Here is a 22,299-nt window from a genome sequence, read left to right as displayed (position 1 = left end):
ATGACGGCTTCGGTGCGCAGGGGGTTGATCTCGGAGACGGCGCCGACGAGCGTGGTCTTGCCGACACCGAAGCCGCCCGCGACGACGATCTTCGCCGACGTCGTGGCACGGGCGGGTCCGTTAGAGCTTGCGAAGTCCACTGAGGACCCTTTCGAGCAGCGTGACATCGGGCGTTCCGCCCGACTCGCCCGCGGCGGCGGGCTGGTGGATGGCGACGAGACCGGCCTCCGCGAGGTCGGCGACGAGAATGCGGGCGACACCGAGCGGGACACCGGCCAGTGCGGAGATCTCCGCGATGGACTTGACCTCACGGCAGAGGTTGACGATCCGGGCGTGCTCGGGCAGCAGCCCGCCGGTCCGCTCGGCGGAACCGGTGGTGGAGATCAGGGCCTCGATGGCGAGCTGGTAGCGGGGACGGGTCCGGCCGCCGGTCATCGCGTACGGACGGACCAGCGGCTGCTGCTCGTAGCCGTCGGACTGCTGCCCGCCGTAGCCGCTGCCGTACCCGCTGCCGTACGAGCCGGCGGGTGTCGAGGGCGGGGTCATGGGTCCTCCTTGTGCTGCAGCCTTGAGCAGCCGGTTCCAGCTGGGGCGGTGCCAGCTGAGGCGGGATCAGCTGCCTGAGGGTAGCTGAGAGTGAGACGCCGGGTCCGGTCGGGTCGGACCCGGCGGGGAGGTGGGACGGGTGGGTGGATCCGCACGGGTTCCGGTCAGTGCAGGAGACTGCCCTGGAGTTCCGCGCGAAGTGCGGGGGTGAGGACGGCGCCGGCGCGGTCGACGAGCAGGGCCATCTCGTAGCCGACGAGGCCGATGTCGGAGTCGGGGGCGGCGAGGACGGCGAGGGCGGAGCCGTCGCTGACGGCCATGAGGAACAGGAAGCCCCGTTCCATCTCGACCACGGTCTGGTTGACCTCGCCGCCCTCGAAGATCCGGCTGGCGCCGGAGGTGAGGGAGGTGAGGCCGGAGGCGACGGCGGCGAGCTGGTCGGCCCGGTCCCGGGGGAAGCCCTCGGACATGCACAGGAGGAGGCCGTCCGCGGAGACCACCACGGTGTGGGACACCCCGGGGGTGTTGTCCACGAAGTTGGTGATCAGCCAGTTCAGGTTCTGTGCGGCCTGGCTCATCTGGTTCAACTCAACGCTCCTGGTGATCTGCGCCGTTGCCGTCGCTCCGGCCACCGAAACTATCGAATCCGGGCTGCTGGGCACCATGAGGGAAGCCCGGCTGGTTGGCGGCCTGTTCGGCCCCGGCCCGGCGGCCCTGCTGGATGCCGCGGCGCAGGTTGGTCAGGCGCCCGCGGACCTCCTCGGGGGCCCGGGAGACCTGCGGACCGGTCAGCGGCGACGACTCGGCGGTACCGGAGACCAGGTTGGCCTGCGGGGTCCGCCGGGGCAGGCCCGACATGGTGACGCCGTTGGTCGAGGGCTCGCGGACCTGCTCGGCGCGGCGCCAGCGCTCGTCGTTCGCGGACGGGCGCCAGGGCGCGTCGCCTTCGCCCGGCTGCTGGGCCTGCTGCTGCTGCGGAGCCTGCGGCTGCTGGGCATGCTGCTGGGGAGCCGGCTGGGGCTGCTGCTGCGGGGCCTGCTGCCGGGGAGGCTGCTGGGCGTGGCCCTGCTCCTGGAACTCCGGCGCAGCGGTGCCGGGCCGACGCGGCTGGTAGGACCGCGGCCGCGCCTGCTGGGCGTCGCCCTGCGGGTACCAGGGCTGCTGGTCGGCGGCCTGCTGGTCGCCGGGCTGCCGGCCGGTGGCCGCGGACGGGCCGGTCGGCAGCGCCATCGGCTCCTGGTACGGCAGCGGCTGCGGCTGCTGCGGGGCCTGCTCCTGGCGCACCGGCTCCGGACGCGCCGGGTTCGGCACGTTCGGCAGCACCGGCTCGACCAGGCCGAGGCCCAGCGGGTCGCGCGGGTCGATCTGGCTGGCCTCGAACCGCGGGCGGGCGAACTGCTGGGTGCTCTCCACCGGCGCCGGCTCGGCCGACGGCAGCGGCTGGGGCTGCTGCTGGGCCTGCTGCGGCAGCTGCGGCTGGCGGTCGCGCTGCGGCGCGTCCGGGCCGGGGCGCTGCGGACGGCGCGGACCCTGGGCACCGGGCCGCCCGGGGGCACCCGGCGCACCGGGGCCCTGACGGCCGGGGGCGCGCTGCGGCAGGCCGTCCTGCGGACGGTTGCCCGGACGGGCACCCTGCTGCGGAGCACCGGGACCGCCGGGGCGGCCGTGCTGGGGCTGCTCGCCGGTCCGGGGACCCGGACCGCCGTCGAAGTCACCGCCGGGGCGCGGCCGTTCCTGACCGGGCTGCGGCTGGCCGGGCTGCTGGCCCGGCTGCTGCTGCCCGCGGCGGGGCAGGCCGTTCGGCCCGGCCTGCGGCGGACCCTGGCGGCCCGGGGCGCGCTGCGGCAGGCCGCCCTGCGGCGACTGCTGCTGCTGCGACTGCTGCTGGGGCTGCTGCGGCTGCTGGGCCCGCTGCGGCTGCGCGGGCTGCCGGCCCGGGCTCTGCTGGCCCTGGTGCTGGCCCTTGCCTTGGCCCTGCGGAACCGCGGTCTCGCGCAGCGCCTTGCCGACCTGGCGGGTCGGCAGACCACCGGCGCGGCCGCCGGGCGCACCCGGACCGGCCTGGGCACCGGGACCGGCCTGCGGGCCCGTCGGGCCGCCCTGGCCGAGCTGCGGGCGGCCGCCCTGCGGGGCGCCGCCGGCCGGGCTCTGGCCGAGCGCGGCCGGACCGTTCTGGCGGGCGGGCGGCATCTGGCGCTGCTGGCGCGGCGTGGGGGCGACCCCGCGCTGCTGCTTGCCCTGGGCGGGGCCGGGGCGGCCGGCGCCGCGGCGGTCGCCGGAGTTGGTGACGTCCACCGGGAGCATGACCAGCGCGGTGGTGCCGCCGGAGTCGCTGGGGCGGAGCTGGATGCGGATGCCGTGGCGCAGCGACAGGCGGCCGACCACGAAGAGGCCCATGCGGCGGGAGACCGAGACGTCCACCGTCGGCGGGTTGGCGAGGCGCTCGTTGATCTCGGAGAGGTCGTCGGGGCTCAGGCCGATGCCGGTGTCGTGGATCTCGACCAGCACGCGGCCGTCCGGCAGCGCGTGGCCGGTGACCCGGACGCGGGTCTGCGGGCTGGAGAACGAGGTGGCGTTCTCCAGCAGCTCGGCGAGCAGGTGGACGAGGTCGTTGACGACGCGGCCGGCGACCTCGGCCGACGGCACGGCGGCGAGCTCGATGCGCTCGTACTGCTCCACCTCGGAGGCGGCGGCGCGGAGCACGTCGACCAGCGGGACGGGGCGGGTCCAGCGGCGGCCCGGGTCCTCACCGGCGAGGACGAGGAGGTTTTCGCCGTTGCGGCGCATGCGGGTCGCGAGGTGGTCCAGCTTGAAGAGGTTGGCCAGCTGGTCCGGGTCCGCCTCGCGGCTCTCCAGCTCGGAGATGAGCGACAGCTGGCGCTGGATGAGGCCCTGGCTGCGGCGCGAGAGGTTGGTGAACATCGCGTTGATGTTGCCGCGCAGGAGGGCCTGCTCGGCGGCGAGGCGGACGGCCTCGCTGTGCACCATGTCGAAGGCGTGCGCCACGTGGCCGATCTCGTCGGCGGAGTCGACGGCGACGGGTTCGACCGTGGTGTCGACGTCGTGCGGGTCGCTCTCGGAGAGGATCTTGACCAGCTCGGGCAGCCGGCGCTCGGCGACGTCCTCGGCCGCGTTCTGCAGACGGGTCAGCGAGCGCACCATCGAGCGGGCGATCAGACCGGCGCCACCGAGGGCGACGAGCAGCACCAGGGCGACCGCGACACCGATGATCAGGGCGTCCGTGTCGGCCTGGGACTGCAGGTCCTGGGCCTTGCCGTCGAGGTTCTCGATCAGCTTGCTTTCGATCCGGCGCTCGGCGGTGATCTTGGCGCTGGCCTTCTCGTACCAGTCCTTGTAGGTGACCGGCTCGGTCTGGTGGATGCCGCCCTGGGTGAGGATCGTCTGCGAGTAGCGGTCGGCGTCGGCGACCACGCCGTTGTAGCTCAGCTGGCTGCGCAGGTTGTCCAGGTCGTGCGCGGTGTAGATGTTGTTGAAGCTGGCGATCGCGTTGTCGTACGACAGGCGCAGGCGGATACCGAAGGACTCGTCACTCGGGCTGAGGTCGGGGCCCTTGACGTTGGCGAGCGCGGCGCTGATCAGGGCCCGCTGCTGCGAGGTCGCGTTCTTGGCGAGCGAGAACTGCTGCAGCGCGCGGGTGGAGACGACCAGGTCCTTGTTGTTCGACGCGAGCGCGATGTCCTGGGTGATGGACAGCAGGTCGCGGATGATCACGTCGTAGGCGGTGATCGTCGACTGGATGTTCTGGTTGTTCTGGTACGGCAGGCTGCGGGTGTCCGCAATCGAGTTCAGGTCCTTGCGGATCTGCAGCAGCAGCGCCTTTCCGCCGGACAGTTCGAGGTTCTCGAACTTGTCGGAGGACGCGGTGAAGGTGCGGCTCAGGTCGTCGGTGGCCTTGCGGGCGGCGACGATGTCGTCGTCCAGCTGGGCGTTCGGCTCGTGCGTGATCGGGCCGGCGCTGATGTCGCGCTCGGTCTGCAGCGAGTCCGCGAGGTTGGTCGCCTTCTTGGCCAGGTCGGACAGGTTGGCCATCTGGGCGAGTTGCTGCGAGTTCTCCATCGAGGTCTGGATGCGCAGGCCACCGAGGACCAGCGAGACCAGGACGGGGAGGGCGAGCAGGGCGATCAGCCGGGTGCGGATGCGCCAGTTGCGCATCGCGAGCCGGTTCAGACCGGTGGCCCGGCGCCGGGTCAGGGAGGTCCGGAGTTTGTCCCGGGCGGACTTCCGTTCCTGGCCGTCCTCCTCGGGGCGGCCGACGGTCTCGGGCGTGATCGGCTCGGCCGGGCCGCCGGGCGCCGCCGCCTGCTGGGGGGCTGCCACAGGCTCGCGCGACTCCGGGTTTCCCGCGGCGCCGCTACCCCTTTTGAAACGTCCCTGCACTGGCGTCGCAACCTCTGGACCGGGCGTCCCGCCGTGTTGCCACGGCCTGGACGGTGTCGAGTTTCCATCCGCTCCCCGGCCGGTCCGGGCGAGCGGGTCACCGGGGTGGACCACTCCCTACCCACGGTCCGTCGCATTCCAGCACAGCCGGGGAATCCCAACAAGGGCCGCAGGAAGCAGGCGTCCGACACTACCGAGTGCTTGTGCGATCTCACTGACTGTGCGGTAACCGGACCGGAATACCGCCTTTTTCGGACACTCGCCGGATACATGCCAACCCGACCCTAGATCGACAAGAGTCACAGACCTTCCGGAATGCCCGTTACGGGCTGAATGTCGGAAAATTCCGGTGCGGCGATATGTCGGATATCTGAGTTTTGCTCGGCATTTTGTGAGCAAAATCACAGGTCAATGTGTAGCTTTGGTCACGGTCTCTATGGAAAGAGATCTCGTAATCTTGGCTGTCTCCGGAGCACGGCACCGATCAGCCTGCCCAGAACCCCTCCGAATCAATCGGAATCACTCAGGCCGGTGCCGATCCGCCGCGGATCCGCCCGGCCACGACCACGAGGTGCTCTCGATGTCCCAGGCGAAGAAGGCCACCAAGTCCACGCTGTCCTGCGGCTCCACGGCGAACCCGCGCCGCACGACGCTGGCCTCGGTCGAGGACTTCAGCAAGATCCCGGGCGCCCGCAAGCCCGAGGACGTCGTGACCTACGCCACCGAGCTGCCGAACAGCACCGCGAACCCGCGCCGCGTCCAGCTGATGGTCGCCCCGGCCGTCGTCGTGGCCGACTGACCCCGTACGCGCTCCCCGGAGGGCGCCGCCGTCACACCCGTGGCGGCGGCGCCCTCCGGCGTTCCCGCCCCAACCGCACCGAACAGGGGCTAAGCGGTCGGCCGGGGCCCCACGCGATAGCCTGGAGGCCGATTGACGGGGCCGCGCCCACTGCGGGCGGGGCGCCCACCAGCGCCCGGGCGCGCCCCGGGCGGCCGACGAAGCGAGGGGTATCCCAGCCGTGCGCATTGCCAGGTTTTCCGTCCGGGAAGGGAGCCCTGCCGCCGGCAGCGTCTCCTTCGGCGTGGTGGAGGGCGACCCTTCCCAGCCCGACTCGCTGGTCGTCCACGCGCTGGCCGGCCACCCGTTCGGCCAGCCCCAGCCCACCGGTGAGAGCTACCGCTTCCAGGACGTGCGGCTGCTCAGCCCGATGCTCCCGAACAAGATCGTGGCGGTCGGCCGCAACTACGCGGCGCACGCGCAGGAGCTGGGCAACGAGGTCCCGGACGTCCCGCTGACCTTCTTCAAGCCGTCCACCGCGGTGATCGGCCCGACCGAGAGCATCGCGTACCCGCCGTTCTCCTCGGACGTCCAGCACGAGGCCGAACTCGCCGTGGTGATCGGCCGGATGTGCCGCGAGGTGCCGCTGGACCGGGTGCCCGAGGTGATCCTCGGTTACACCTGCGCCAACGACGTCACCGCCCGGGACGTCCAGCAGCGCGAGGGCCAGTGGGCCCGGGCCAAGGGCTTCGACACCTCCTGCCCGCTGGGTCCGTGGATCGAGACCGACCTCGACCCGAGCGACCTCGCCGTCACCTGCACGGTCAACGGCGAGCTCCGCCAGACCGGCCGCACCTCCCTGATGGTCCGCTCGGTCGCCGAGCTGATCGTCCACATCTCCGAGGCCATGACGCTGCTGCCCGGCGATGTCATCCTCACCGGCACGCCCGCAGGGGTGGGCCCCCTCAACGTCGGCGACGAGGTCGCCGTCTCCATCGAAGGCATCGGCACTCTCGCCAACAAGGTGATCAAGCGTGGCTAACACTGACCCGGCCGTCCGGGTTCGCTTCTGTCCGTCCCCGACCGGCAACCCCCACGTGGGCCTGGTCCGCACCGCCCTCTTCAACTGGGCCTTCGCCCGCCACAACGGCGGCACGCTGGTCTTCCGGATCGAGGACACCGACTCCGCCCGCGACTCCGAGGAGTCGTACGGTCAGCTGCTCGACGCCATGCGCTGGCTCGGCTTCGACTGGGACGAGGGCCCGGAGGTCGGCGGTCCGCACGAGCCGTACCGCCAGTCGCAGCGGATGGACATCTACGCCGACGTCGCCCGCCGCCTGCACGAGGCCGGCCACGCCTACCACTGCTACTGCAGCACCGAGGAGCTGGACGCCCGCCGCGAGGCCGCCCGCGCGGCCGGCAAGCCCTCCGGCTACGACGGCCACTGCCGGGACCTGACCGACGACCAGGTCGCGGTCTACAAGCTGGAGAAGCGCGAGCCGATCCTGCGCTTCCGGATGCCCGACAAGACCATCTCCTTCGACGACCTGGTGCGCGGCACGCTCACCTTCGAGCCGGAGAACGTGCCGGACTACGGCATTGTCCGGGCCAACGGCGCCCCGCTGTACACCCTGGTCAACCCGGTGGACGACGCCCTGATGGGCATCACCCACGTGCTCCGCGGCGAGGACCTGCTGTCCTCCACCCCGCGGCAGGTCGCGCTGTACGCCGCGCTCGCCGAGATCGGCGTCGGCGACGGCACCACCCCGCGCTTCGGCCACCTGCCGTACGTGATGGGCGAGGGCAACAAGAAGCTCTCCAAGCGCGACCCGCAGGCCTCGCTCAACCTGTACCGCGAGCGCGGCTTCATCCCCGAGGGCCTGCTCAACTACCTGTCGCTGCTGGGCTGGTCGCTGGCCGAGGACCGCGACCTCTTCGACATCGACGAGATGGTCGCCGCCTTCGACATCGCGAAGGTGAACGCCAACCCGGCCCGCTTCGACCTGAAGAAGTGCGAGGCGATCAACGCCGAGCACGTCCGCAAGCTGGCCCCGGAGGACTTCGCGCGGCGCCTGGTGCCGTTCCTCCAGGCCGCCGAGCTGCTGCCGGCCGAGCCGACCGCCGAGCAGTTGGACGTGCTCGCCAAGGTCGCGCCGCTCACCCAGGAGCGGATGGTCGTGCTGAGCGAGATCGTGAACATGGCCGGCTTCCTGTTCGTGGCGCCGGAGAAGTTCGCCGTCGACCCGGACGACGCCGCCAAGGTGCTCACCGCGGACGCCCGCCCGGTGCTGGCGGCCAGCATCAAGGCGCTGGAGGAGCTCGCGGACTTCACCCCGGAGCCGATCCAGGCCGCGCTGCGCGAGGCGCTGGTGGACGGGCTGGGCATCAAGCCCAAGTTCGCCTTCACGCCGCTGCGGGTGGCCGTCACCGGCCGCCGGGTCTCGCCGCCGCTGTTCGAGTCCATGGAGCTGCTGGGCCGGCCCGAGACGCTGCGCCGTCTGCGCTCCGCCCTGGACGCCCTGCCGGCCGCCTGACCGGGCCGCCGAGCACACCGCGGGCCCGGCTCCGTGCCGGGCCCGCGGCGTACCCGGAGGTCACCGGACGGCCGCTCGGCGGCTGCCTGGGGTTATCGATTTTGGAGCCAGGGCAGACGTCGGGTAATGTTCTTTCTGCGCCGCCCGGGAGGGAACGGACGAGGGAGCGAAAGCCCCCCGCCGGGACCGAACGAGAGGCGCAACGCCTGAGAAGATCCCGACGAGGGTTCAACTCTGGTGGGGTATGGTGTAATTGGCAGCACGAGTGATTCTGGTTCATTTAGTCTAGGTTCGAGTCCTGGTACCCCAGCGCAGTACGCAAGTACAGCAGTACAAATGAAGATCAAGCCCCCGTTGTGTAGCGGCCTAGCACGCTGCCCTCTCACGGCAGTAGCGCCGGTTCGAATCCGGTCGGGGGTACGGATCCCGCAAGGGATCACCTGGAAAGCCCCCGTTGTGTAGCGGCCTAGCACGCTGCCCTCTCACGGCAGTAGCGCCGGTTCGAATCCGGTCGGGGGTACGGATCCCGCAAGGGATCGCCAGGAAGCCCCCGTTGTGTAGCGGCCTAGCACGCTGCCCTCTCACGGCAGTAGCGCCGGTTCGAATCCGGTCGGGGGTACTTCAGGGCAGGAAGCCGGTGGGTTCGCCCATCGGCCCTTGCTTTGTGTTGGGGTATGGTGTAATTGGCAGCACGAGTGATTCTGGTTCATTTAGTCTAGGTTCGAGTCCTGGTACCCCAGCCAGAAAAGGAAGACCCCGGTTCCCGGGGTCTTTTTTGCTTTTCCCGCACACTTTTCCCGCACAGTGGACAGCGAAGGGCCCCGCTCGGTTTCGAGCGGGGCCCTTTCGGATTCTCGGTGGGGGAGGGGGTGGGGGATTTCCCGCGGGCGGCCGGGGGTCAGCTGCGGCGGAGGGCCTCGGTGAGCCGGTTCGCGGCCTCGATGATGGCCTGGGCGTGCAGGCGCCCCGGGTGGCGGGTCAGGCGCTCGATCGGGCCGGACACCGACACGGCGGCGACCACGCGGTTGGAGGGACCGCGGACGGGCGCGGAGACGGACGCGACGCCCGGCTCGCGTTCGCCGATCGACTGGGCCCAGCCGCGCCGCCGGACGCCGCTCAGCGCGGTGGCGGTGAAGCGGGCGCCCTGCAGGCCGCGGTGGAGCCGCTCGGGCTCCTCCCAGGCGAGCAGGACCTGGGCGGCCGAGCCGGCCTTCATCGGCAGGGTGCTGCCGACCGGGACGGTGTCCCGCAGACCGGAGAGCCGCTCGGCGGCGGCGACGCAGATCCGCATCTCGCCCTGGCGGCGGTAGAGCTGTGCGCTCTCGCCGGTGACGTCGCGCAGGTGGGTCAGGACCGGGCCCGCGGTGGCGAGCAGTCGGTCCTCGCCCGCCGCGGCGGAGAGTTCGGACAGGCGGGGACCGAGGATGAAGCGTCCCTGCATGTCTCTGGTGACCAGACGGTGGTGTTCGAGTGCGACGGCGAGTCTGTGGGCCGTGGGGCGCGCCAGACCGGTGGCGGCGACCAGCCCCGCCAACGTGGCGGGGCCCGACTCCAGTGCGCTCAGCACCAGAGCGGCCTTGTCGAGAACGCCGACGCCGCTAGTGTTGTCCATGCCCTAAGACTGCAGTCTCATTCCGCGAGACGCAAGTTCAATCTTCCGAGAAAAGCGCCACTCTGGATGCAGCAGCCCGGGAGACATCCAGGATGGGGCCTCGTCCGAGTGTCCGCATCGTGGACAGCGATCCGGCGTGCAGGTCTCGCGAACGCGTCCCCGCAGGGGGCGGCGCACGCAGCGACCTCGACGACACGAGAAGGCCGGCAACGCGGCCGGCTGGAGGGAATCCGATGGGACGGACACTCGCAGAGAAGGTCTGGGACGACCACGTCGTGCGGCGTGCGGAGGGCGAGCCCGACCTCCTGTTCATCGACCTGCACCTGCTCCACGAGGTCACCAGCCCGCAGGCCTTCGACGGACTGCGACTGGCCGGGCGCCCGGTCCGCCGCACCGATCTGACGATCGCCACCGAGGACCACAACACCCCCACCCTGGACATCGACAAGCCGATCGCCGACCCGGTGTCCAAGGTGCAGTTGGAGACCCTGCGCCGCAACGCCGCCGAGTTCGGCGTCCGGATCCACTCGCTCGGCGACGTCGAGCAGGGCGTCGTGCACGTCGTCGGCCCGCAGCTCGGCCTGACCCAGCCCGGCATGACCGTGGTCTGCGGCGACTCCCACACCTCCACCCACGGCGCCTTCGGCGCGCTGGCGTTCGGCATCGGCACCAGCCAGGTCGAGCACGTGCTGGCCACCCAGACCCTGCCGCTGGCCCCGTTCCGGACCATGGCGATCACCGTCGAGGGCGAACTGCCCGAGGGCGTCACCGCCAAGGACCTGATCCTGGCCGTCATCACGAAGATCGGCACCGGCGGCGGCCAGGGCTACGTCCTGGAGTACCGCGGTTCGGCGATCCGGAGCCTGTCCATGGAGGCCCGGATGACCATCTGCAACATGTCGATCGAGGCCGGCGCCCGGGCGGGCATGATCGCCCCGGACCAGACCACCTTCGACTACCTGCAGGGCCGCCCGCACGCCCCGCAGGGCGAGGACTGGGACGCCGCCGTCGCGTACTGGAAGACCCTGGGCACCGACGAGGACGCGGTCTTCGACCACGAGATCTTCATCGACGCGAGCGAGCTGAGCCCGTTCGTCACCTGGGGCACCAACCCCGGCCAGGGCGCCCCGCTGGGCTCGAACGTGCCGGACCCGGCCTCCTTCGCCGACCCGCAGGAGCGCGCCGCCGCCGAGAACGCCCTGGCGTACATGGGCCTGGAGGCCGGCACCCCGCTGCGCGAGGTGAAGGTCGACGCCGTCTTCGTCGGCTCCTGCACCAACGGCCGGATCGAGGACCTGCGGGCCGCCGCCGCCCTGCTGGAGGGCCGCCGGGTCGCCGACGGCGTACGGATGCTGGTGGTTCCCGGGTCCGTCCGGGTCGCGCTGCAGGCCGTCGAGGAGGGCCTGGACAAGGTGTTCACCGCGGCCGGCGCCGAATGGCGCCACGCGGGCTGCTCGATGTGCCTGGGCATGAACCCCGACCAGCTGGCCCCGGGGGAGCGCTGCGCCTCCACCTCGAACCGCAATTTCGAGGGCCGACAGGGCAAGGGCGGCCGCACCCACCTGGTCTCCCCGCAGGTCGCCGCCGCGACCGCGGTGCTGGGCCGCCTCTCCTCCCCCGCCGATCTGAACGCCGCCGAGCCGGCGAACCCCGACGTTGCCGTGGAGGCCTGAGCCATGGAGAAGTTCACCACCCACACCGGCCGGGCCGTCCCGCTGCGCCGCAGCAACGTGGACACCGACCAGATCATCCCGGCCCACTGGCTCAAGAAGGTCACCCGGTCCGGTTTCGAGGACGGACTGTTCGAGGCCTGGCGCAAGGACGAGTCGTTCATCCTCAACCGGCCCGAGCGGCAGGGTGCCACGGTTCTGGTGGCCGGCCCCGAGTTCGGCACCGGCTCCTCCCGCGAGCACGCCGTCTGGGCGCTGCAGAACTACGGCTTCCACGCGGTCATCTCGTCGCGCTTCGCCGACATCTTCCGCGGCAACTCCCTGAAGAACGGCCTGCTGACGGTCGTCCTGCCGCAGGAGACCGTGGAACGGCTCTGGGCGCTCACCGAGAGTGACCCTTCGGCCGAGATCACCGTTGACCTGGAAGCCCGCGAAGTGCGGGCCGAGGGCGTCACCGCGGCCTTCGAACTGGACGACAACGTCCGGTGGCGGCTGCTCAACGGCCTGGACGACATCAGCATCACGCTGCAGAACGAGGCCGACATCGCGGCCTTCGAGACGACCCGCCCGGCCTTCAAGCCCCGTACTCTGCCGGTCGCCTGAGTTCCCCTCAGAACAAGCATTCTGACGATCCGCCGCATGGCCCGCGCCCCCCTCGGGGGGGCCGGGCCATCCGTCGTTCCGGAGCACGAGTTAGCGCCGCGGCCCGCCCCGGATTGCCCATTTGGCTTTGCGGGAGAGGGCCCCGCGCAAGTACAACTGCGGGTAGATGGCACAATCAGTACATGCACCGGCACCATGAACCTCCGTACGCGGGCGGCGAACCCGCAGCTGAGGACTCCATGGGCCGGCCATCCGAACGCCGAATTGACGATCGGCCGGACGTCACCTCCGCGCCAGCTGAGGGGCCGGACGACCAGGAAGTCGTAGCGCTCTACGCGCTTGTGGCCGAGCGGTTGAAGCAAGCTCACGCCCGCGTGCATGCGCTGAACGTGTCTGCCGATGCAAAGACCGCTCTCACCCGTCAACTCCTCATCGTCACCGAGACCGCCAAGCGCGATCTTCCGGAGGCGGCAAGGCGGTTGAGTCGCTTTGTACATGACCTCGACGAGGGGCGCCCGCCGCTCGGCTGAGGTCGCCGACGCGCAAATCCATTGCGACACTAGGGTGATTCGCGCGTTTGGTAATTGAAAGTCCGCAGATACATACCTAACGTGCGAAAAGAACGGATGGAATCATCCGGCGCCCGTTTCCGAAGGGGAAGACGTGAACAAGGCTCAGCTTGTCGAAGCGGTGGCCGAGCAGCTGGGCGGTCGCAAGGCTGCCGCAGAGGCCGTCGACGCAGTGCTCGACACCATGGTCCGTGCCGTCGTGGCCGGTGACCGGGTCTCGGTCACCGGGTTCGGCACCTTCGAGAAGGTGGAGCGCTCCGCGCGCTTCGCCCGCAACCCGCAGACCGGCGAGCGCGTCAAGGTCAAGAAGACCTCGGTGCCCCGCTTCCGCCCCGGCCAGGGCTTCAAGGACCTGGTCAGCGGCAGCAAGAAGCTGCCGAAGGAAGGCCCCTCGGTGAAGAAGGCCCCCAAGGGCTCCCTCACCCCGGGCAAGACCGGTGTGGCCGCCACCCCGGCCGCCAAGCGGGCCGCCACCAAGCGTGCCGCCACCGCTGCGGCCGCCGCCGCCCCGGCCACCAAGAAGGCCGCCGCCAAGAAGACGGCCACCACGGCTGCCGCCAAGAAGACCACGGCCACCGCCGCGAAGAAGGCGACCACCGCCAAGAAGACCGCCGCGAAGACCACCGCCGCCGCCGCCAAGAAGACGGCCACCACGGCTGCCGCGACCAAGAAGACGGCCGCCGCCAAGAAGGCGACCACCACGGCTGCCGCCAAGAAGACCACGGCGACCGCCAAGAAGGCGACCGCCACGGCCAAGAAGACGGCTCCGGCGAAGAAGACCGCCACCCGCAAGACCACCGCGCGCAAGACCTCCGCCAAGTAAGTCCCGCGCGACCGTCCTCGGACGGCCTTCGGCCAAGAGCCGCGGCACCCCTTCCGTGAATTCGCGGAGACCGGTCGCCGCGGCTCTTCCGATTTCCGGGCGCTTAGTCAGGATTCGACGGCGTGCCCGGGGAACGGATGGTCCGTGGTCGGAGGAGGCCTGCGGGCAGCCGCCCCGCGAGGGCTCAGCCCTCGGCGGGGTCGGGGAAGGTCTGCAGCGTCACGAAGACCACCCGGCGGGCCTCGCCGGCGCCCTCGGTGCGGATCCGCACCCGCTGGCCGGGCCGCAGCAGCCGCAGGCCGCCGGCGTCGAAGGCGGCCGCGTCGAACGGCACCGGGGTCCCGTCGTCGAGCAGCACGGAGCCGGCCCGGGTGGCGGGGTCGAAGGTGAACGCGGTGGCCTGCATGTCAGCAGCATAGCGAGCGGGTCGGCACACCCCCGGGACCCGGCCCGGGACCCGGCCCGGGACCGGGCACAGCCCCGAGCCGGGGTCAGGACAGGCTCAGCCGGGCGAACAGCGCACCGGTGTGCGGGCCGAGGCCGAGCGCAGCGGCCTCGCCGAGGTCGGCACCGGTGTCGACGTCCCGGCGCACCGACTCCACGTCCGGGAGGCGCAGTTCGAGCGCCCCGCCGGCCGCGTGCCGGGCCCGCGAGCCGTCCCCGAAGGCGGGGGAGAGTGGCCGGCCGGGGGCGCAGGCGAGCAGGGTGGTGCCGAGGCCGGGGGAGTCCGGCAGGAAGGCCCGGCCGTCCGGCGGCACCGCGCCCAACACCCGGGCCAGTTCGGCCGGACGCAGGGCCGGCAGGTCCGCCGAGAGGGCGGCCAGTGGCGCCGCCGGGGCGAGCGCCAGGGCGGTCGACGCGCCGTGCGCCAGCGCCCGGTTGAGGCCGCCGCCGGGCTCGTCGGCGACCACCAGCGCGCCCAGCGCGGCCAGTCGGACACCGGCCTCGGCGTCGCGGGTGACCACCAGGACGCGGCCGACGCCCGGGGTGGCCAGCGCGGCGGTGACGGTGTCGAGCGCGAAGGACATCGCCAGGTCGGCCCGGTGCGGCCCGGCGTACGGGGCGAGTCTGCTCTTCGCCAGCGCGAGCGGCTTGAGCGGAAGCACCAGCGACCAGCCGGCGCTGGGTGCGGCGGGCGCGGCGGGGCCGCTGGGGCGTACGGTGTCCTGGGTCATCGGCGTCATTGTGTCGCCGGTCCCGGAGCCCTCGCCAGGCCGTCCGAACTGTGCGGACGTGCGTTTGATCACGCCCGCCCGGCGGGTTGGCGCGCCCGCTCGACAGCCGGTGAGCGGGCGGGCGACACTGTTCCGCGCCCGTGGCCCGGGCACCGCTGGCACCGGTGCACGGCACCGGGAGGCCATGACCGCGGCACTCCGGGTGCCGCATCGGATGAGAAGGAGCTGGGGTGGCCCGCCGCTCGTACGCCAAGTTCGGCAACGCCGACTACGGCATCTGGTACCGCTTCGCGGCCGTGCTGGTGAAGCCGGTGACGACCGCCCTGGTGAAGCCCGACTGGCGGGGCTGGGAGCACCTTCCGAAGGAAGGCGGCTTCATCGCCGCGGTGAACCACAATTCGATCATCGACCCGGTGATCTACGCGCACTGGCAGTACAACAGCGGTCGCCCGCCGCGCATTCTCGGCAAGTCCTCGCTGTTCTCGATTCCCTTCATCGGATTCATGTTGCGCAAGACCGGCCAAATTCCGGTGTTCCGTGAGTCGACCGACGCCGCGCAGGCGTTCCGGGCCGCGATCGACGCCGTCAACAGCGGCCAGTGCGTCCAGTTCTATCCGGAGGGAACGCTCACCCGGGATCCGGACCTGTGGCCGATGACCGGCAAGAGCGGCGTCGCCCGGGTCGCGCTGATGACGGGCGCGCCCGTCATCCCGGTCGCCCACTGGGGCGCGCACGAGATCATCCCGCCGTACGGCCGGCCCGGTTTCGGGAAGGGCAAGTTCAACCTCTTCCCGCGCCACAGGGTGACCGTCGCGGCCGGTCCGGCGGTGGACCTGAGCAAGTACCAGGGCCAGGAGCTCACCACCCAGGTGCTCACCGACGCGACCGAGGACATCATGACGGCGATCACCGCCGTGCTGGCCGAGGTCCGCGAGGAGGAGCCGCCCGCCGAGCGCTACGACATGCGCAAGGCCGCCCGGGAGCGCGCCGCGACGGCGCTGGCCGAGCGCCGGCGCGCCAAGGGCGCGCCGGGCACGGGCGTCGAGGAGGCCGGCAAGTGACCCGCTGCGCCGTGATGGGGACCGGCTCCTGGGGCACCGCGTTCGCGATGGTGCTCGCCGACGCGGGCTGCGAGGTCGTGCTGTGGGCCCGCCGCCAGGAGCTGGTGGACGCCGTCAACTCCACGCACGAGAACCCGGACTACCTGCCGGGCGTCCGGCTGCCCGACACGGTGCGGGCCACCACCGACGCCGCCGAGGCGCTGGCCGGCGCCGACTTCGCGGTGCTGGTGGTGCCCTCGCAGACGCTGCGCGACAACCTGGCCGCCTGGACGCCGCTGATCGAGCCGCAGACCGTCCTGGTGAGCCTGATGAAGGGCATCGAACTCGGCACCGCCAAGCGGATGAGCGAGGTGATCGACGAGGTCACCAAGGTCGGCCCGGAGCGCGTCGCGGTGGTCAGCGGGCCCAACCTGGCCAAGGAGATCGCCAATCGGCAGCCCGCGGCCAGCGTCGTCGCCTGCTCCGACGAGGCGGTCGCCAAGCGGCTCCAGGCGGCCTGCCACACGCCGTACTTCCGGCCGTACACCAACACCGACGTGGTGGGCTGCGAACTCGGCGGCGCGGTCAAGAACGTGATCGGCCTGGCGGTCGGCATGGCGGCCGGGATGGGGCTCGGCGACAACACCAAGGCGACGCTGATCACCCGCGGGCTGGCCGAGACCACCCGGCTCGGCGAGGTGCTCGGGGCCGACCCGCACACCTTCGCGGGGCTCGCCGGGATGGGCGACCTGGTCGCCACCTGCTCCTCGCCGCTGTCCCGCAACAACACCTTCGGCATGAACCTGGGCCGGGGCATGTCGCTCGCCGAGACCATCGCGGCGACCCGCCAGACCGCCGAGGGCGTCAAGTCCTGCGAGTCGGTGCTGGACCTGGCCCGGCGCAACGGCGTCGACATGCCGATCGTCGAGGCCGTGGTGGACGTCGTGCACAACGGACGGCCGACCCAGGAGGCGCTGCAGACGCTGATGTCGCGCTCGGCGAAGGCGGAGCGGCGGCGCTGACGGCCAGGGAAGGCGTGGTCGCCGGGGCGGTTGACGTCCCGGAAACACGTCGCACGGTAGTCTCAAACCCGATATGAGCATCGAACAGTCCTCCCCGAACCCGTCCGCCCCGAAGCCGCGCGTCGCGCTGGTCTTCGGCGGGCGCAGCTCCGAGCACGCCATCTCGGTCTCCACCGCGGGCAGTGTGCTCAGGTCGATCGACCGCGACAAGTACGACGTGCTGCCGATCGGCATCACCCACGAGGGCCGCTGGGCGCTGACCAGCGACGAGCCGGCCCGGATGGCCATCACCGACGGCCGGCTGCCGGACGTGGCGCACGTCGCCGAGTCCGTTGACGCGCAGGTGGCGCTGCCGGTCGCCCCGGGCAACCGGGAGGTGCTGCTGAGCGAGCCGGGGAGCGCCCCCAAGGCCCTCGGCGAGGTCGACGTGGTGTTCCCGCTGCTGCACGGCCCGTGGGGCGAGGACGGCACCCTGCAGGGCCTGCTGGAGCTCTCCGGCGTCCCCTACGTCGGCAACGGCGTGCTGGCCAGCGCGGCCGGCATGGACAAGGAGTTCGCCAAGCGGATCCTGGCCTCGCACGGCCTGGGCGTCGGCCGCTACACCATCGTGCGCCCGCGCGACTGGGAGACCGAGGCGGGCCGCGCCGCGGTGCGCGAGCGGGCCGCCGAGCTTGGCCTGCCGCTGTTCGTGAAGCCCTGCCGGGCCGGCTCCAGCATCGGCATCACCAAGGTGAAGGACCTGGCCGACCTCGACGCCGCGATCGAGGAGGCCCGTCGGCACGACCCCAAGCTGATCATCGAGGCGGGCGTGACCGGCCGCGAGATCGAGTGCGGCGTGCTGGAGTTCGAGGACGGCCCGCGGGCCAGCGTGGCCGGCGAGATCCTGGTCGGCGACGGCTTCGACTTCTACGACTTCGAGGCCAAGTACATCGACTCCTCGGACGTGCAGATCCCGGCGAAGCTCACCGCCGAGGAGCTCGCCGAGATCCAGCGCCAGGCGATCGAGGCCTTCGAGGCGCTCGGCTGCGAGGGCCTCGCCCGGGTGGACTTCTTCCTGCTGGAGGACGGCACCTGGATGATCAACGAGGTCAACACCATGCCCGGCTTCACCCCGATCTCGGCCTACCCGAAGATGTGGGAGGCCAGCGGGGTCTCGTACCCGGAGCTGATCGACCGGCTGCTGCAGACGGCGCTGCGGCGCTCGACCGGGCTGCGCTAGCCGGTCCGTACGGCGGAGGGCGGGCCGGGAAGCTCCCGGTCCGCCCTCGGTACGTCCGGTTCAGCCGGGGATGTTGGCCTTGACCAGCGGGGTGAGCGCGGCCGCCGGGTCCAGCGGGCTGCCGTAGACGCCGGGCGGTGCGACCACCTCGACGTAGGCCGCGCGCATGGTCGCCACGAAGCGGTAGCTCCCGTCGTCCAGCTTCTGGGACCACCAGGTGAGGTCGTCGACGGTCGGGGACAGGTCCTTGGCGTGCTCCCCGTCCAGCTCCTCCGGCCGGTCGACGCCGCAGCGCAGGACCGTCCGGGGCGAGCTGTCCCAGACGGCCACGTACGGCGTGGCGGGCGACGGGTCCTTGCGGGCGTGCCCGAGCAGCTCCTGCGGCAGCGCGGCGGCCAGGGCCCGGCAGTAGTCGGCCGCCTTGCCGCTCGGGTGCGGGACTTCGATCTTCCGGTCGTCCGACCCCCAGCTGCCGACCAGCACGACGACCGTGCAGGTCAGCGCGACGGGCACGGCCAGCCAGCGGATCGGCGCCGGCAGGGCGGTCAGCGCCTCGGGGACGCGGAGTTCTCTGGCCACCCGCCGATGGTAGCCGGGCCTCGGAACCGGGCCTCGGTGACAGTGGGGCCCGACCGAAGCCGGGCGCTACCGAGGCCGGGCGCTACCGGGAGCCGGGCCTCAGAGGTGGACCACGGGGCAGGTGAGGGTGCGGGTGATGCCGTCGACCTTCTGGACCTCGGCCACCACCATGCGGCCCAGGTCGTCCACCGTCTCGGCCTCGGCCTTGACGATCACGTCGTAGGGGCCGGTGACGTCCTCGGCGGTGAGTACGCCGGGGATCTTGGTGATCAGCTCGGCCACCGCGGTGGCCTTCCCTACTTCGGTCTGGATCAGGATGTATGCCTGTACCACGGGGACCTCCGGCGGCCGGTTACGGGGATCGCCGCCGTGATCGCCCGGTCAGGCGTCGGGGGGGTGGAAACGGGCTCACCGGCAGTCTGATCACCACGCTACCGCGCAGCGGGCCGGGGAGGGGAGACTTCTGCACCCCCGAAGGGCGTACGCTGCGCGCGGGGGAGCGCGACGGGGACCGGATCGGATGAAAACGCGAGAGGACGGCAGATGCAGGGGACCGTGGGCGAGCTCGGCGAGTTCGGCCTCATCAGGGAGCTGACCGCCCGGGTACCGCTCACCGACGCGGTCGACCTCGGCCCGGGAGACGACGCCGCGGTGGTGCGGGCTCCGGACGGTCGGGTGGTGGCGACCACGGACGTCCTGATCGAGCACCGGCACTTCCGCCGGGACTGGTCCACCGCCTACGACGTGGGCCGCAAGGCCGCCGCCCAGAACCTCGCCGACGTGGCCGCGATGGGGGCGGTGCCGACCGCGATACTGCTCGGCCTGGTCGCCCCCGCCGACCTGCCCACCACGTGGGCGACCGAGCTGATGGACGGGCTGCGCGACGAGTGCCAGGTCGCCGGGGCGACGGTGGTCGGCGGCGACGTGGTGCGCGGCGACACCGTCACGCTGGCCATCACGGCGCTCGGGGACTTGCAGGGGCGTGCGGCGGTGACGCGCGCCGGTGCGCAGGTCGGCGACGTGGTCGCGGTGACCGGCTGGCTGGGCTGGTCGGCCGCCGGGCTGACCGTGCTGCAGCGCGGCTTCCGCTCCCCGCGCGCCTTCGTCGAGGCGCACCGCCGGCCCGAACCCCCGTACCACGCGGGCCCGGCGGGGGCCGAGTTGGGCGCGACCTCGATGATCGACGTGAGCGACGGGCTGGTCGCCGACCTCGGCCACGTGGCCCGGGCCAGCGAGGTGGACATCGACCTGAAGGCCGCGGACTTCGACGTCCCGGCGCAGATGGCGGACATCGGCCAGGCGGTCGGGGTGGACCCGCTGGTCTGGGTGCTCTCCGGCGGCGAGGACCACGCGATCGTCGCGACCTTCCCGCGCGGCATCCAACTCCCGGCCCGCTGGCGGGTGGTGGGCGAGGTGACCGGGCGCCCGACGGGCAGCCGCAGCGGCCGGGTCACGGTGGACGGCGCGCCCTGGGACCGGGTCGGCGGCTGGGACCACTTCGCCGAATAGCCTACGGAGTACGGCCGATGGGCCCTGGACGCCGCGGCGACGCATGACGGTCCGGGCGTGCGGCGGACGGGCTTCGAGGGTGCGTTTTGCGTAGGCTTGCGGCATCCGAGCCCGCCCGCCACTCACGCACTCCGTCCGGCGCGGGCGGCCCGAACCCTGCGAGCGGGAGCACAGCTGACATGCGCATCGGTGTACTGACCAGCGGCGGCGACTGCCCCGGCCTCAACGCGGTGATCCGCTCGGTGGTCCACCGCGGCACGGACGTCCACGGCGACGAGATCGTCGGCATCCTGGACGGCTTCCTCGGCCTGATCGAGAGCCGCACCAGGACGGTCTCGCACGACGACGTCACCGGCCTGCTCACCCTCGGCGGCACCATCCTGGGCTCGGCCCGGGTGCGGCGCGACCGGATCGCCTGGGCGGTGGAGAACGCGAAGGTGCTGGCCCGGGAGATCGGCATCGACGCGCTGATCGCGATCGGCGGCGAGGGGACGCTGACCGCCGCCCAGCAGTTCAGCGACGCCGGACTGCCGGTGGTCGGGGTGCCGAAGACCATCGACAACGACATCGAGGCCACCGACGTCACCTTCGGCTTCGACACCGCCGTGCACGTCGCCACCGAGGCGATCGACCGGCTGAAGACCACCGCCGAGTCCCACCAGCGGGTCATGGTGGTCGAGTTGATGGGGCGTCACACCGGCTGGATCACCCTCACCGCGGGCATGGCCGGCGGTGCGCACGGCATCCTGATCCCGGAGAAGCCCTTCGACATCGAGGCGTTGGCCCGGATGGTCGAGGACCGCTTCGCCCGCGGCAAGAAGTTCGCCATCATCGCCGTCGCCGAGGGCGCCACGCCGATGCCCGGCACCATGCGCTTCGACCACGGCGAGGTCGACCAGTACGGCCACCGGACCTTCGGCGGAATCGGCAACCGGCTCGCCCACGAGCTGGAGAACCTGCTCGGCAAGGAGGCCCGCCCGGTCATCCTCGGCCACACCCAGCGCGGCGGCACCCCGACCGCCCGGGACCGGGTGCTCGCCACCCGCTTCGGCTGGCACGCGGTGGAGGCCGTCCACCAGGGCGCGTTCGGGCACTTCACCGCGCTGCGCCGGACCGGGATCGAGCTGCTGCCGATCGGCGACGCGGTGACCCGGCTGAAGACGGTGCCGCCGGACCGCTGGGCGGAGTCCGAAGCCGTGCTGTGAACCGTCAGGGGTAGGTTGACCTCATGGTTTCGACTGCCCATCCTCCCCGCGTGGCCCCTCCCCGCGTGCTCACGATCGCCGGTTCCGACTCCGGTGGCGGCGCCGGCATCCAGGCCGACCTCAAGGCGATGCTCGCCCTCGGCGTCCACGGCATGAGCGTGATCACCGCCGTCACCGCGCAGAACTCGCTCGGCGTCCAGGGTTACTGGGAACTGCCCGCCGAAGCCGTCCGGGCGCAGTTCCGCAGCGTGGTGGACGACATCGGGGTGCAGGCCGTGAAGACCGGCATGCTCGCCTCGGTCGAGCTGGTCGAGACCGTCGCCGGGCTGCTGGCCGGGGTGGACGCCCCGGTGGTGGTCGACCCGGTCGGCGTCTCCAAGCACGGGGACGCGCTGCTGGTCGCCGAGGCCGTCGGCACCCTCCGCGAGAAGCTGCTGCCGGTCGCCACCCTGGCCACCCCCAACCTGCACGAGGTGACGCAGCTCACCGGCCGGACCGTCGAGAACGAGGGGCAGATGCTGGACGCCGCCAAGGCGCTGCTCGACCTCGGGCCGCGCTGGGTGCTGGTCAAGGGCGGCCACCTGGAGGGCGAGGCCGCCGACCTGCTGTACGGCGGGCCGGGGGAGGCGCACTGGTACCGGGCGCCGCGCTACGACAACCGGCACACCCACGGCACCGGCTGCACCCTGGCCAGCTCGATCGCGGCCGGCCTGGCCAAGGGCGAGGCGCTGCCGGAGGCGGTGGGCTCGGCCAAGGAGTACATCACCGGCGCGATCGCCGGGGGTTTCGCGCTGGGCGCCGGGATCGGGCCGGTCGACCACGCCTGGCGCTGGCGCTGAGGGGTCCGGGAGGACCGGCGCCGAGCCGAGAGGTCCGGGAAAAGCAGTGGTGGGGGGGGGACCAAAGGGGCCCCCCCCCCCCCCACGCGAACCAGAAAAAGCGTCGCATGCCGCGCACAAAAGGCGAACCGCCCCCCCACCGAAGAATCCTCCCACCGGAGGGAAGGGACGCCCGCTC

General features: G+C 72.0%; 21 protein-coding genes, 5 tRNA genes and 1 pseudogene. 18 read left to right on the top strand and 9 right to left on the bottom strand.

Annotated features, from left to right (window positions below; genetic code table 11):
• The 4 genes and pseudogenes from ACZ52J_RS41600 to ACZ52J_RS41585 all read right to left on the bottom strand — a co-directional run.
• Positions 1-140: pseudogene (locus tag ACZ52J_RS41600) on the bottom strand (ATP-binding protein); the annotation flags it as partial.
• A complete protein-coding gene (locus ACZ52J_RS41595) occupies positions 121-546 on the bottom strand; it encodes a DUF742 domain-containing protein (RefSeq protein WP_360510186.1) in 426 nt (141 codons plus the stop codon). The gene ACZ52J_RS41595 and the pseudogene ACZ52J_RS41600, both read right to left, overlap by 20 nt.
• A 164-nt stretch (positions 547-710) precedes the next feature.
• Positions 711-1,124, bottom strand: coding sequence for a roadblock/LC7 domain-containing protein (locus tag ACZ52J_RS41590; RefSeq protein WP_030248297.1), 414 nt, complete (start codon positions 1,122-1,124; stop codon positions 711-713).
• Positions 1,125-1,134: 10 nt separating this feature from the next.
• Positions 1,135-4,884 carry a nitrate- and nitrite sensing domain-containing protein gene (locus ACZ52J_RS41585; RefSeq protein ID WP_465626530.1) on the bottom strand — a complete coding sequence of 1,250 codons (3,750 nt, stop codon included), beginning with the start codon at positions 4,882-4,884 and terminating at the stop codon, positions 1,135-1,137.
• Between the two features lie 640 nt (positions 4,885-5,524).
• Between ACZ52J_RS41585 and ACZ52J_RS41580 the strand changes: the two genes are divergently transcribed.
• The 8 genes from ACZ52J_RS41580 (at position 5,525) to ACZ52J_RS41545 (ending at position 8,999) form a co-directional block, all read left to right on the top strand.
• Entirely contained in the window at positions 5,525-5,743 is a 219-nt protein-coding gene (locus ACZ52J_RS41580; protein WP_360509523.1) for a hypothetical protein, read from the top strand.
• A 220-nt stretch (positions 5,744-5,963) separates the two neighbouring features.
• Positions 5,964-6,764: a fumarylacetoacetate hydrolase family protein gene (locus ACZ52J_RS41575; protein WP_465626528.1), complete on the top strand. Its 801-nt coding sequence runs from the start codon at positions 5,964-5,966 to the stop codon at positions 6,762-6,764.
• Positions 6,757-8,256 carry a glutamate--tRNA ligase gene (gene gltX / locus ACZ52J_RS41570; protein ID WP_465626526.1) on the top strand — a complete coding sequence of 500 codons (1,500 nt, stop codon included), beginning with the start codon at positions 6,757-6,759 and terminating at the stop codon, positions 8,254-8,256. The genes ACZ52J_RS41575 and gltX overlap by 8 nt, the downstream gene beginning before the upstream one ends.
• 238 nt (positions 8,257-8,494) lie before the next feature.
• A tRNA-Gln gene (locus ACZ52J_RS41565) sits at positions 8,495-8,566 on the top strand.
• 37 nt (positions 8,567-8,603) lie between these two features.
• Positions 8,604-8,676 (top strand) — tRNA-Glu (locus ACZ52J_RS41560).
• Between the two features lie 27 nt (positions 8,677-8,703).
• Positions 8,704-8,776 (top strand) — tRNA-Glu (locus ACZ52J_RS41555).
• 26 nt (positions 8,777-8,802) lie between these two features.
• A tRNA-Glu gene (locus ACZ52J_RS41550) sits at positions 8,803-8,875 on the top strand.
• A gap of 49 nt (positions 8,876-8,924) precedes the next feature.
• Positions 8,925-8,999 (top strand) — tRNA-Gln (locus tag ACZ52J_RS41545).
• 155 nt (positions 9,000-9,154) lie between these two features.
• On the opposite strand, the gene ACZ52J_RS41540 is transcribed toward ACZ52J_RS41545, so the two are convergent.
• Positions 9,155-9,868, bottom strand: coding sequence for an IclR family transcriptional regulator (locus ACZ52J_RS41540; protein WP_030246527.1), 714 nt, complete (start codon positions 9,866-9,868; stop codon positions 9,155-9,157).
• Positions 9,869-10,101: 233 nt separating this feature from the next.
• Here ACZ52J_RS41540 and leuC point away from each other — a divergent pair, with 233 nt between their 5' ends.
• The 4 genes from leuC to ACZ52J_RS41520 all read left to right on the top strand — a co-directional run bounded on the left by leuC (position 10,102) and on the right by ACZ52J_RS41520 (position 13,533).
• Positions 10,102-11,541, top strand: a complete 1,440-nt coding sequence (leuC, locus tag ACZ52J_RS41535; RefSeq protein ID WP_465626524.1) for a 3-isopropylmalate dehydratase large subunit — start codon at positions 10,102-10,104, stop codon at positions 11,539-11,541.
• Between the two features lie 3 nt (positions 11,542-11,544).
• Positions 11,545-12,141, top strand: coding sequence for a 3-isopropylmalate dehydratase small subunit (gene leuD, locus ACZ52J_RS41530; RefSeq protein WP_465626522.1), 597 nt, complete (start codon positions 11,545-11,547; stop codon positions 12,139-12,141).
• Positions 12,142-12,323: 182 nt separating this feature from the next.
• A complete protein-coding gene (locus ACZ52J_RS41525) occupies positions 12,324-12,671 on the top strand; it encodes an SCO5555 family protein (RefSeq protein ID WP_396289940.1) in 348 nt (115 codons plus the stop codon).
• A 133-nt stretch (positions 12,672-12,804) separates the two neighbouring features.
• The gene (locus tag ACZ52J_RS41520) at positions 12,805-13,533 is read left to right on the top strand and encodes an HU family DNA-binding protein (protein ID WP_360509533.1); all 729 of its coding nucleotides are present in this window, start codon (positions 12,805-12,807) and stop codon (positions 13,531-13,533) included.
• Between the two features lie 184 nt (positions 13,534-13,717).
• On the opposite strand, the gene ACZ52J_RS41515 is transcribed toward ACZ52J_RS41520, so the two are convergent.
• Entirely contained in the window at positions 13,718-13,939 is a 222-nt protein-coding gene (locus ACZ52J_RS41515) for a hypothetical protein (protein ID WP_189923473.1), read from the bottom strand.
• Between the two features lie 85 nt (positions 13,940-14,024).
• The gene (cofC, locus tag ACZ52J_RS41510) at positions 14,025-14,708 is read right to left on the bottom strand and encodes a 2-phospho-L-lactate guanylyltransferase (protein WP_360509536.1); all 684 of its coding nucleotides are present in this window, start codon (positions 14,706-14,708) and stop codon (positions 14,025-14,027) included.
• 230 nt (positions 14,709-14,938) lie between these two features.
• Between cofC and ACZ52J_RS41505 the strand changes: the two genes are divergently transcribed.
• From ACZ52J_RS41505 to ACZ52J_RS41495, 3 genes are all read left to right on the top strand, one after another.
• Positions 14,939-15,769: a lysophospholipid acyltransferase family protein gene (locus tag ACZ52J_RS41505; protein WP_465626519.1), complete on the top strand. Its 831-nt coding sequence runs from the start codon at positions 14,939-14,941 to the stop codon at positions 15,767-15,769.
• On the top strand, positions 15,766-16,770 hold the full coding sequence (locus tag ACZ52J_RS41500; RefSeq protein WP_360262030.1) for an NAD(P)H-dependent glycerol-3-phosphate dehydrogenase: 1,005 nt from the start codon (positions 15,766-15,768) through the stop codon (positions 16,768-16,770). Before ACZ52J_RS41505 ends, ACZ52J_RS41500 begins: the two co-directional genes overlap by 4 nt.
• Before the next feature lie 73 nt (positions 16,771-16,843).
• The gene (locus ACZ52J_RS41495; protein ID WP_465626517.1) at positions 16,844-17,989 is read left to right on the top strand and encodes a D-alanine--D-alanine ligase family protein; all 1,146 of its coding nucleotides are present in this window, start codon (positions 16,844-16,846) and stop codon (positions 17,987-17,989) included.
• 60 nt (positions 17,990-18,049) lie between these two features.
• Here ACZ52J_RS41495 and ACZ52J_RS41490 read toward each other — a convergent pair whose 3' ends face one another.
• Together ACZ52J_RS41490 and ACZ52J_RS41485 are read right to left on the bottom strand one after the other, a co-directional pair.
• Positions 18,050-18,568, bottom strand: coding sequence for a DUF3515 family protein (locus tag ACZ52J_RS41490; RefSeq protein ID WP_465626515.1), 519 nt, complete (start codon positions 18,566-18,568; stop codon positions 18,050-18,052).
• Positions 18,569-18,667: 99 nt separating this feature from the next.
• Complete coding sequence (locus tag ACZ52J_RS41485) at positions 18,668-18,901, bottom strand: Lrp/AsnC family transcriptional regulator (RefSeq protein ID WP_465626513.1); 234 nt, start codon at positions 18,899-18,901, stop codon at positions 18,668-18,670.
• A 210-nt stretch (positions 18,902-19,111) separates the two neighbouring features.
• Here ACZ52J_RS41485 and ACZ52J_RS41480 point away from each other — a divergent pair, with 210 nt between their 5' ends.
• The 3 genes from ACZ52J_RS41480 (at position 19,112) to thiD (ending at position 22,121) form a co-directional block, all read left to right on the top strand.
• The gene (locus ACZ52J_RS41480) at positions 19,112-20,077 is read left to right on the top strand and encodes a thiamine-phosphate kinase (RefSeq protein WP_360509545.1); all 966 of its coding nucleotides are present in this window, start codon (positions 19,112-19,114) and stop codon (positions 20,075-20,077) included.
• A gap of 179 nt (positions 20,078-20,256) precedes the next feature.
• Positions 20,257-21,282 carry an ATP-dependent 6-phosphofructokinase gene (locus ACZ52J_RS41475; protein WP_465626512.1) on the top strand — a complete coding sequence of 342 codons (1,026 nt, stop codon included), beginning with the start codon at positions 20,257-20,259 and terminating at the stop codon, positions 21,280-21,282.
• 23 nt (positions 21,283-21,305) lie between these two features.
• Complete coding sequence (gene thiD, locus ACZ52J_RS41470; RefSeq protein WP_465626510.1) at positions 21,306-22,121, top strand: bifunctional hydroxymethylpyrimidine kinase/phosphomethylpyrimidine kinase; 816 nt, start codon at positions 21,306-21,308, stop codon at positions 22,119-22,121.
• Positions 22,122-22,299 lie beyond the last annotated feature (178 nt).

This window comes from Kitasatospora sp. NPDC034035 (assembly GCF_055575755.1).
This window is presented reverse-complemented; position numbering and strand designations above follow the sequence as displayed.

Excerpts from the sequence above, each read along its gene's own strand:
- ACZ52J_RS41595 (WP_360510186.1), bottom strand. The coding sequence starts at position 546 with ATGACCCCGCCCTCGACACCCGCCGGCTCGTACGGCAGCGGGTACGGC.
- ACZ52J_RS41590 (WP_030248297.1), bottom strand. The coding sequence starts at position 1,124 with ATGAGCCAGGCCGCACAGAACCTGAACTGGCTGATCACCAACTTCGTG.
- ACZ52J_RS41580 (WP_360509523.1), top strand. The coding sequence starts at position 5,525 with ATGTCCCAGGCGAAGAAGGCCACCAAGTCCACGCTGTCCTGCGGCTCC.
- ACZ52J_RS41540 (WP_030246527.1), bottom strand. The coding sequence starts at position 9,868 with ATGGACAACACTAGCGGCGTCGGCGTTCTCGACAAGGCCGCTCTGGTG.
- leuC (WP_465626524.1), top strand. The coding sequence starts at position 10,102 with ATGGGACGGACACTCGCAGAGAAGGTCTGGGACGACCACGTCGTGCGG.
- leuD (WP_465626522.1), top strand. The coding sequence starts at position 11,545 with ATGGAGAAGTTCACCACCCACACCGGCCGGGCCGTCCCGCTGCGCCGC.
- ACZ52J_RS41525 (WP_396289940.1), top strand. The coding sequence starts at position 12,324 with ATGCACCGGCACCATGAACCTCCGTACGCGGGCGGCGAACCCGCAGCT.
- ACZ52J_RS41515 (WP_189923473.1), bottom strand. The coding sequence starts at position 13,939 with ATGCAGGCCACCGCGTTCACCTTCGACCCCGCCACCCGGGCCGGCTCC.
- cofC (WP_360509536.1), bottom strand. The coding sequence starts at position 14,708 with ATGACCCAGGACACCGTACGCCCCAGCGGCCCCGCCGCGCCCGCCGCA.
- ACZ52J_RS41495 (WP_465626517.1), top strand. The coding sequence starts at position 16,844 with ATGAGCATCGAACAGTCCTCCCCGAACCCGTCCGCCCCGAAGCCGCGC.
- ACZ52J_RS41480 (WP_360509545.1), top strand. The coding sequence starts at position 19,112 with ATGCAGGGGACCGTGGGCGAGCTCGGCGAGTTCGGCCTCATCAGGGAG.
- ACZ52J_RS41475 (WP_465626512.1), top strand. The coding sequence starts at position 20,257 with ATGCGCATCGGTGTACTGACCAGCGGCGGCGACTGCCCCGGCCTCAAC.
- thiD (WP_465626510.1), top strand. The coding sequence starts at position 21,306 with ATGGTTTCGACTGCCCATCCTCCCCGCGTGGCCCCTCCCCGCGTGCTC.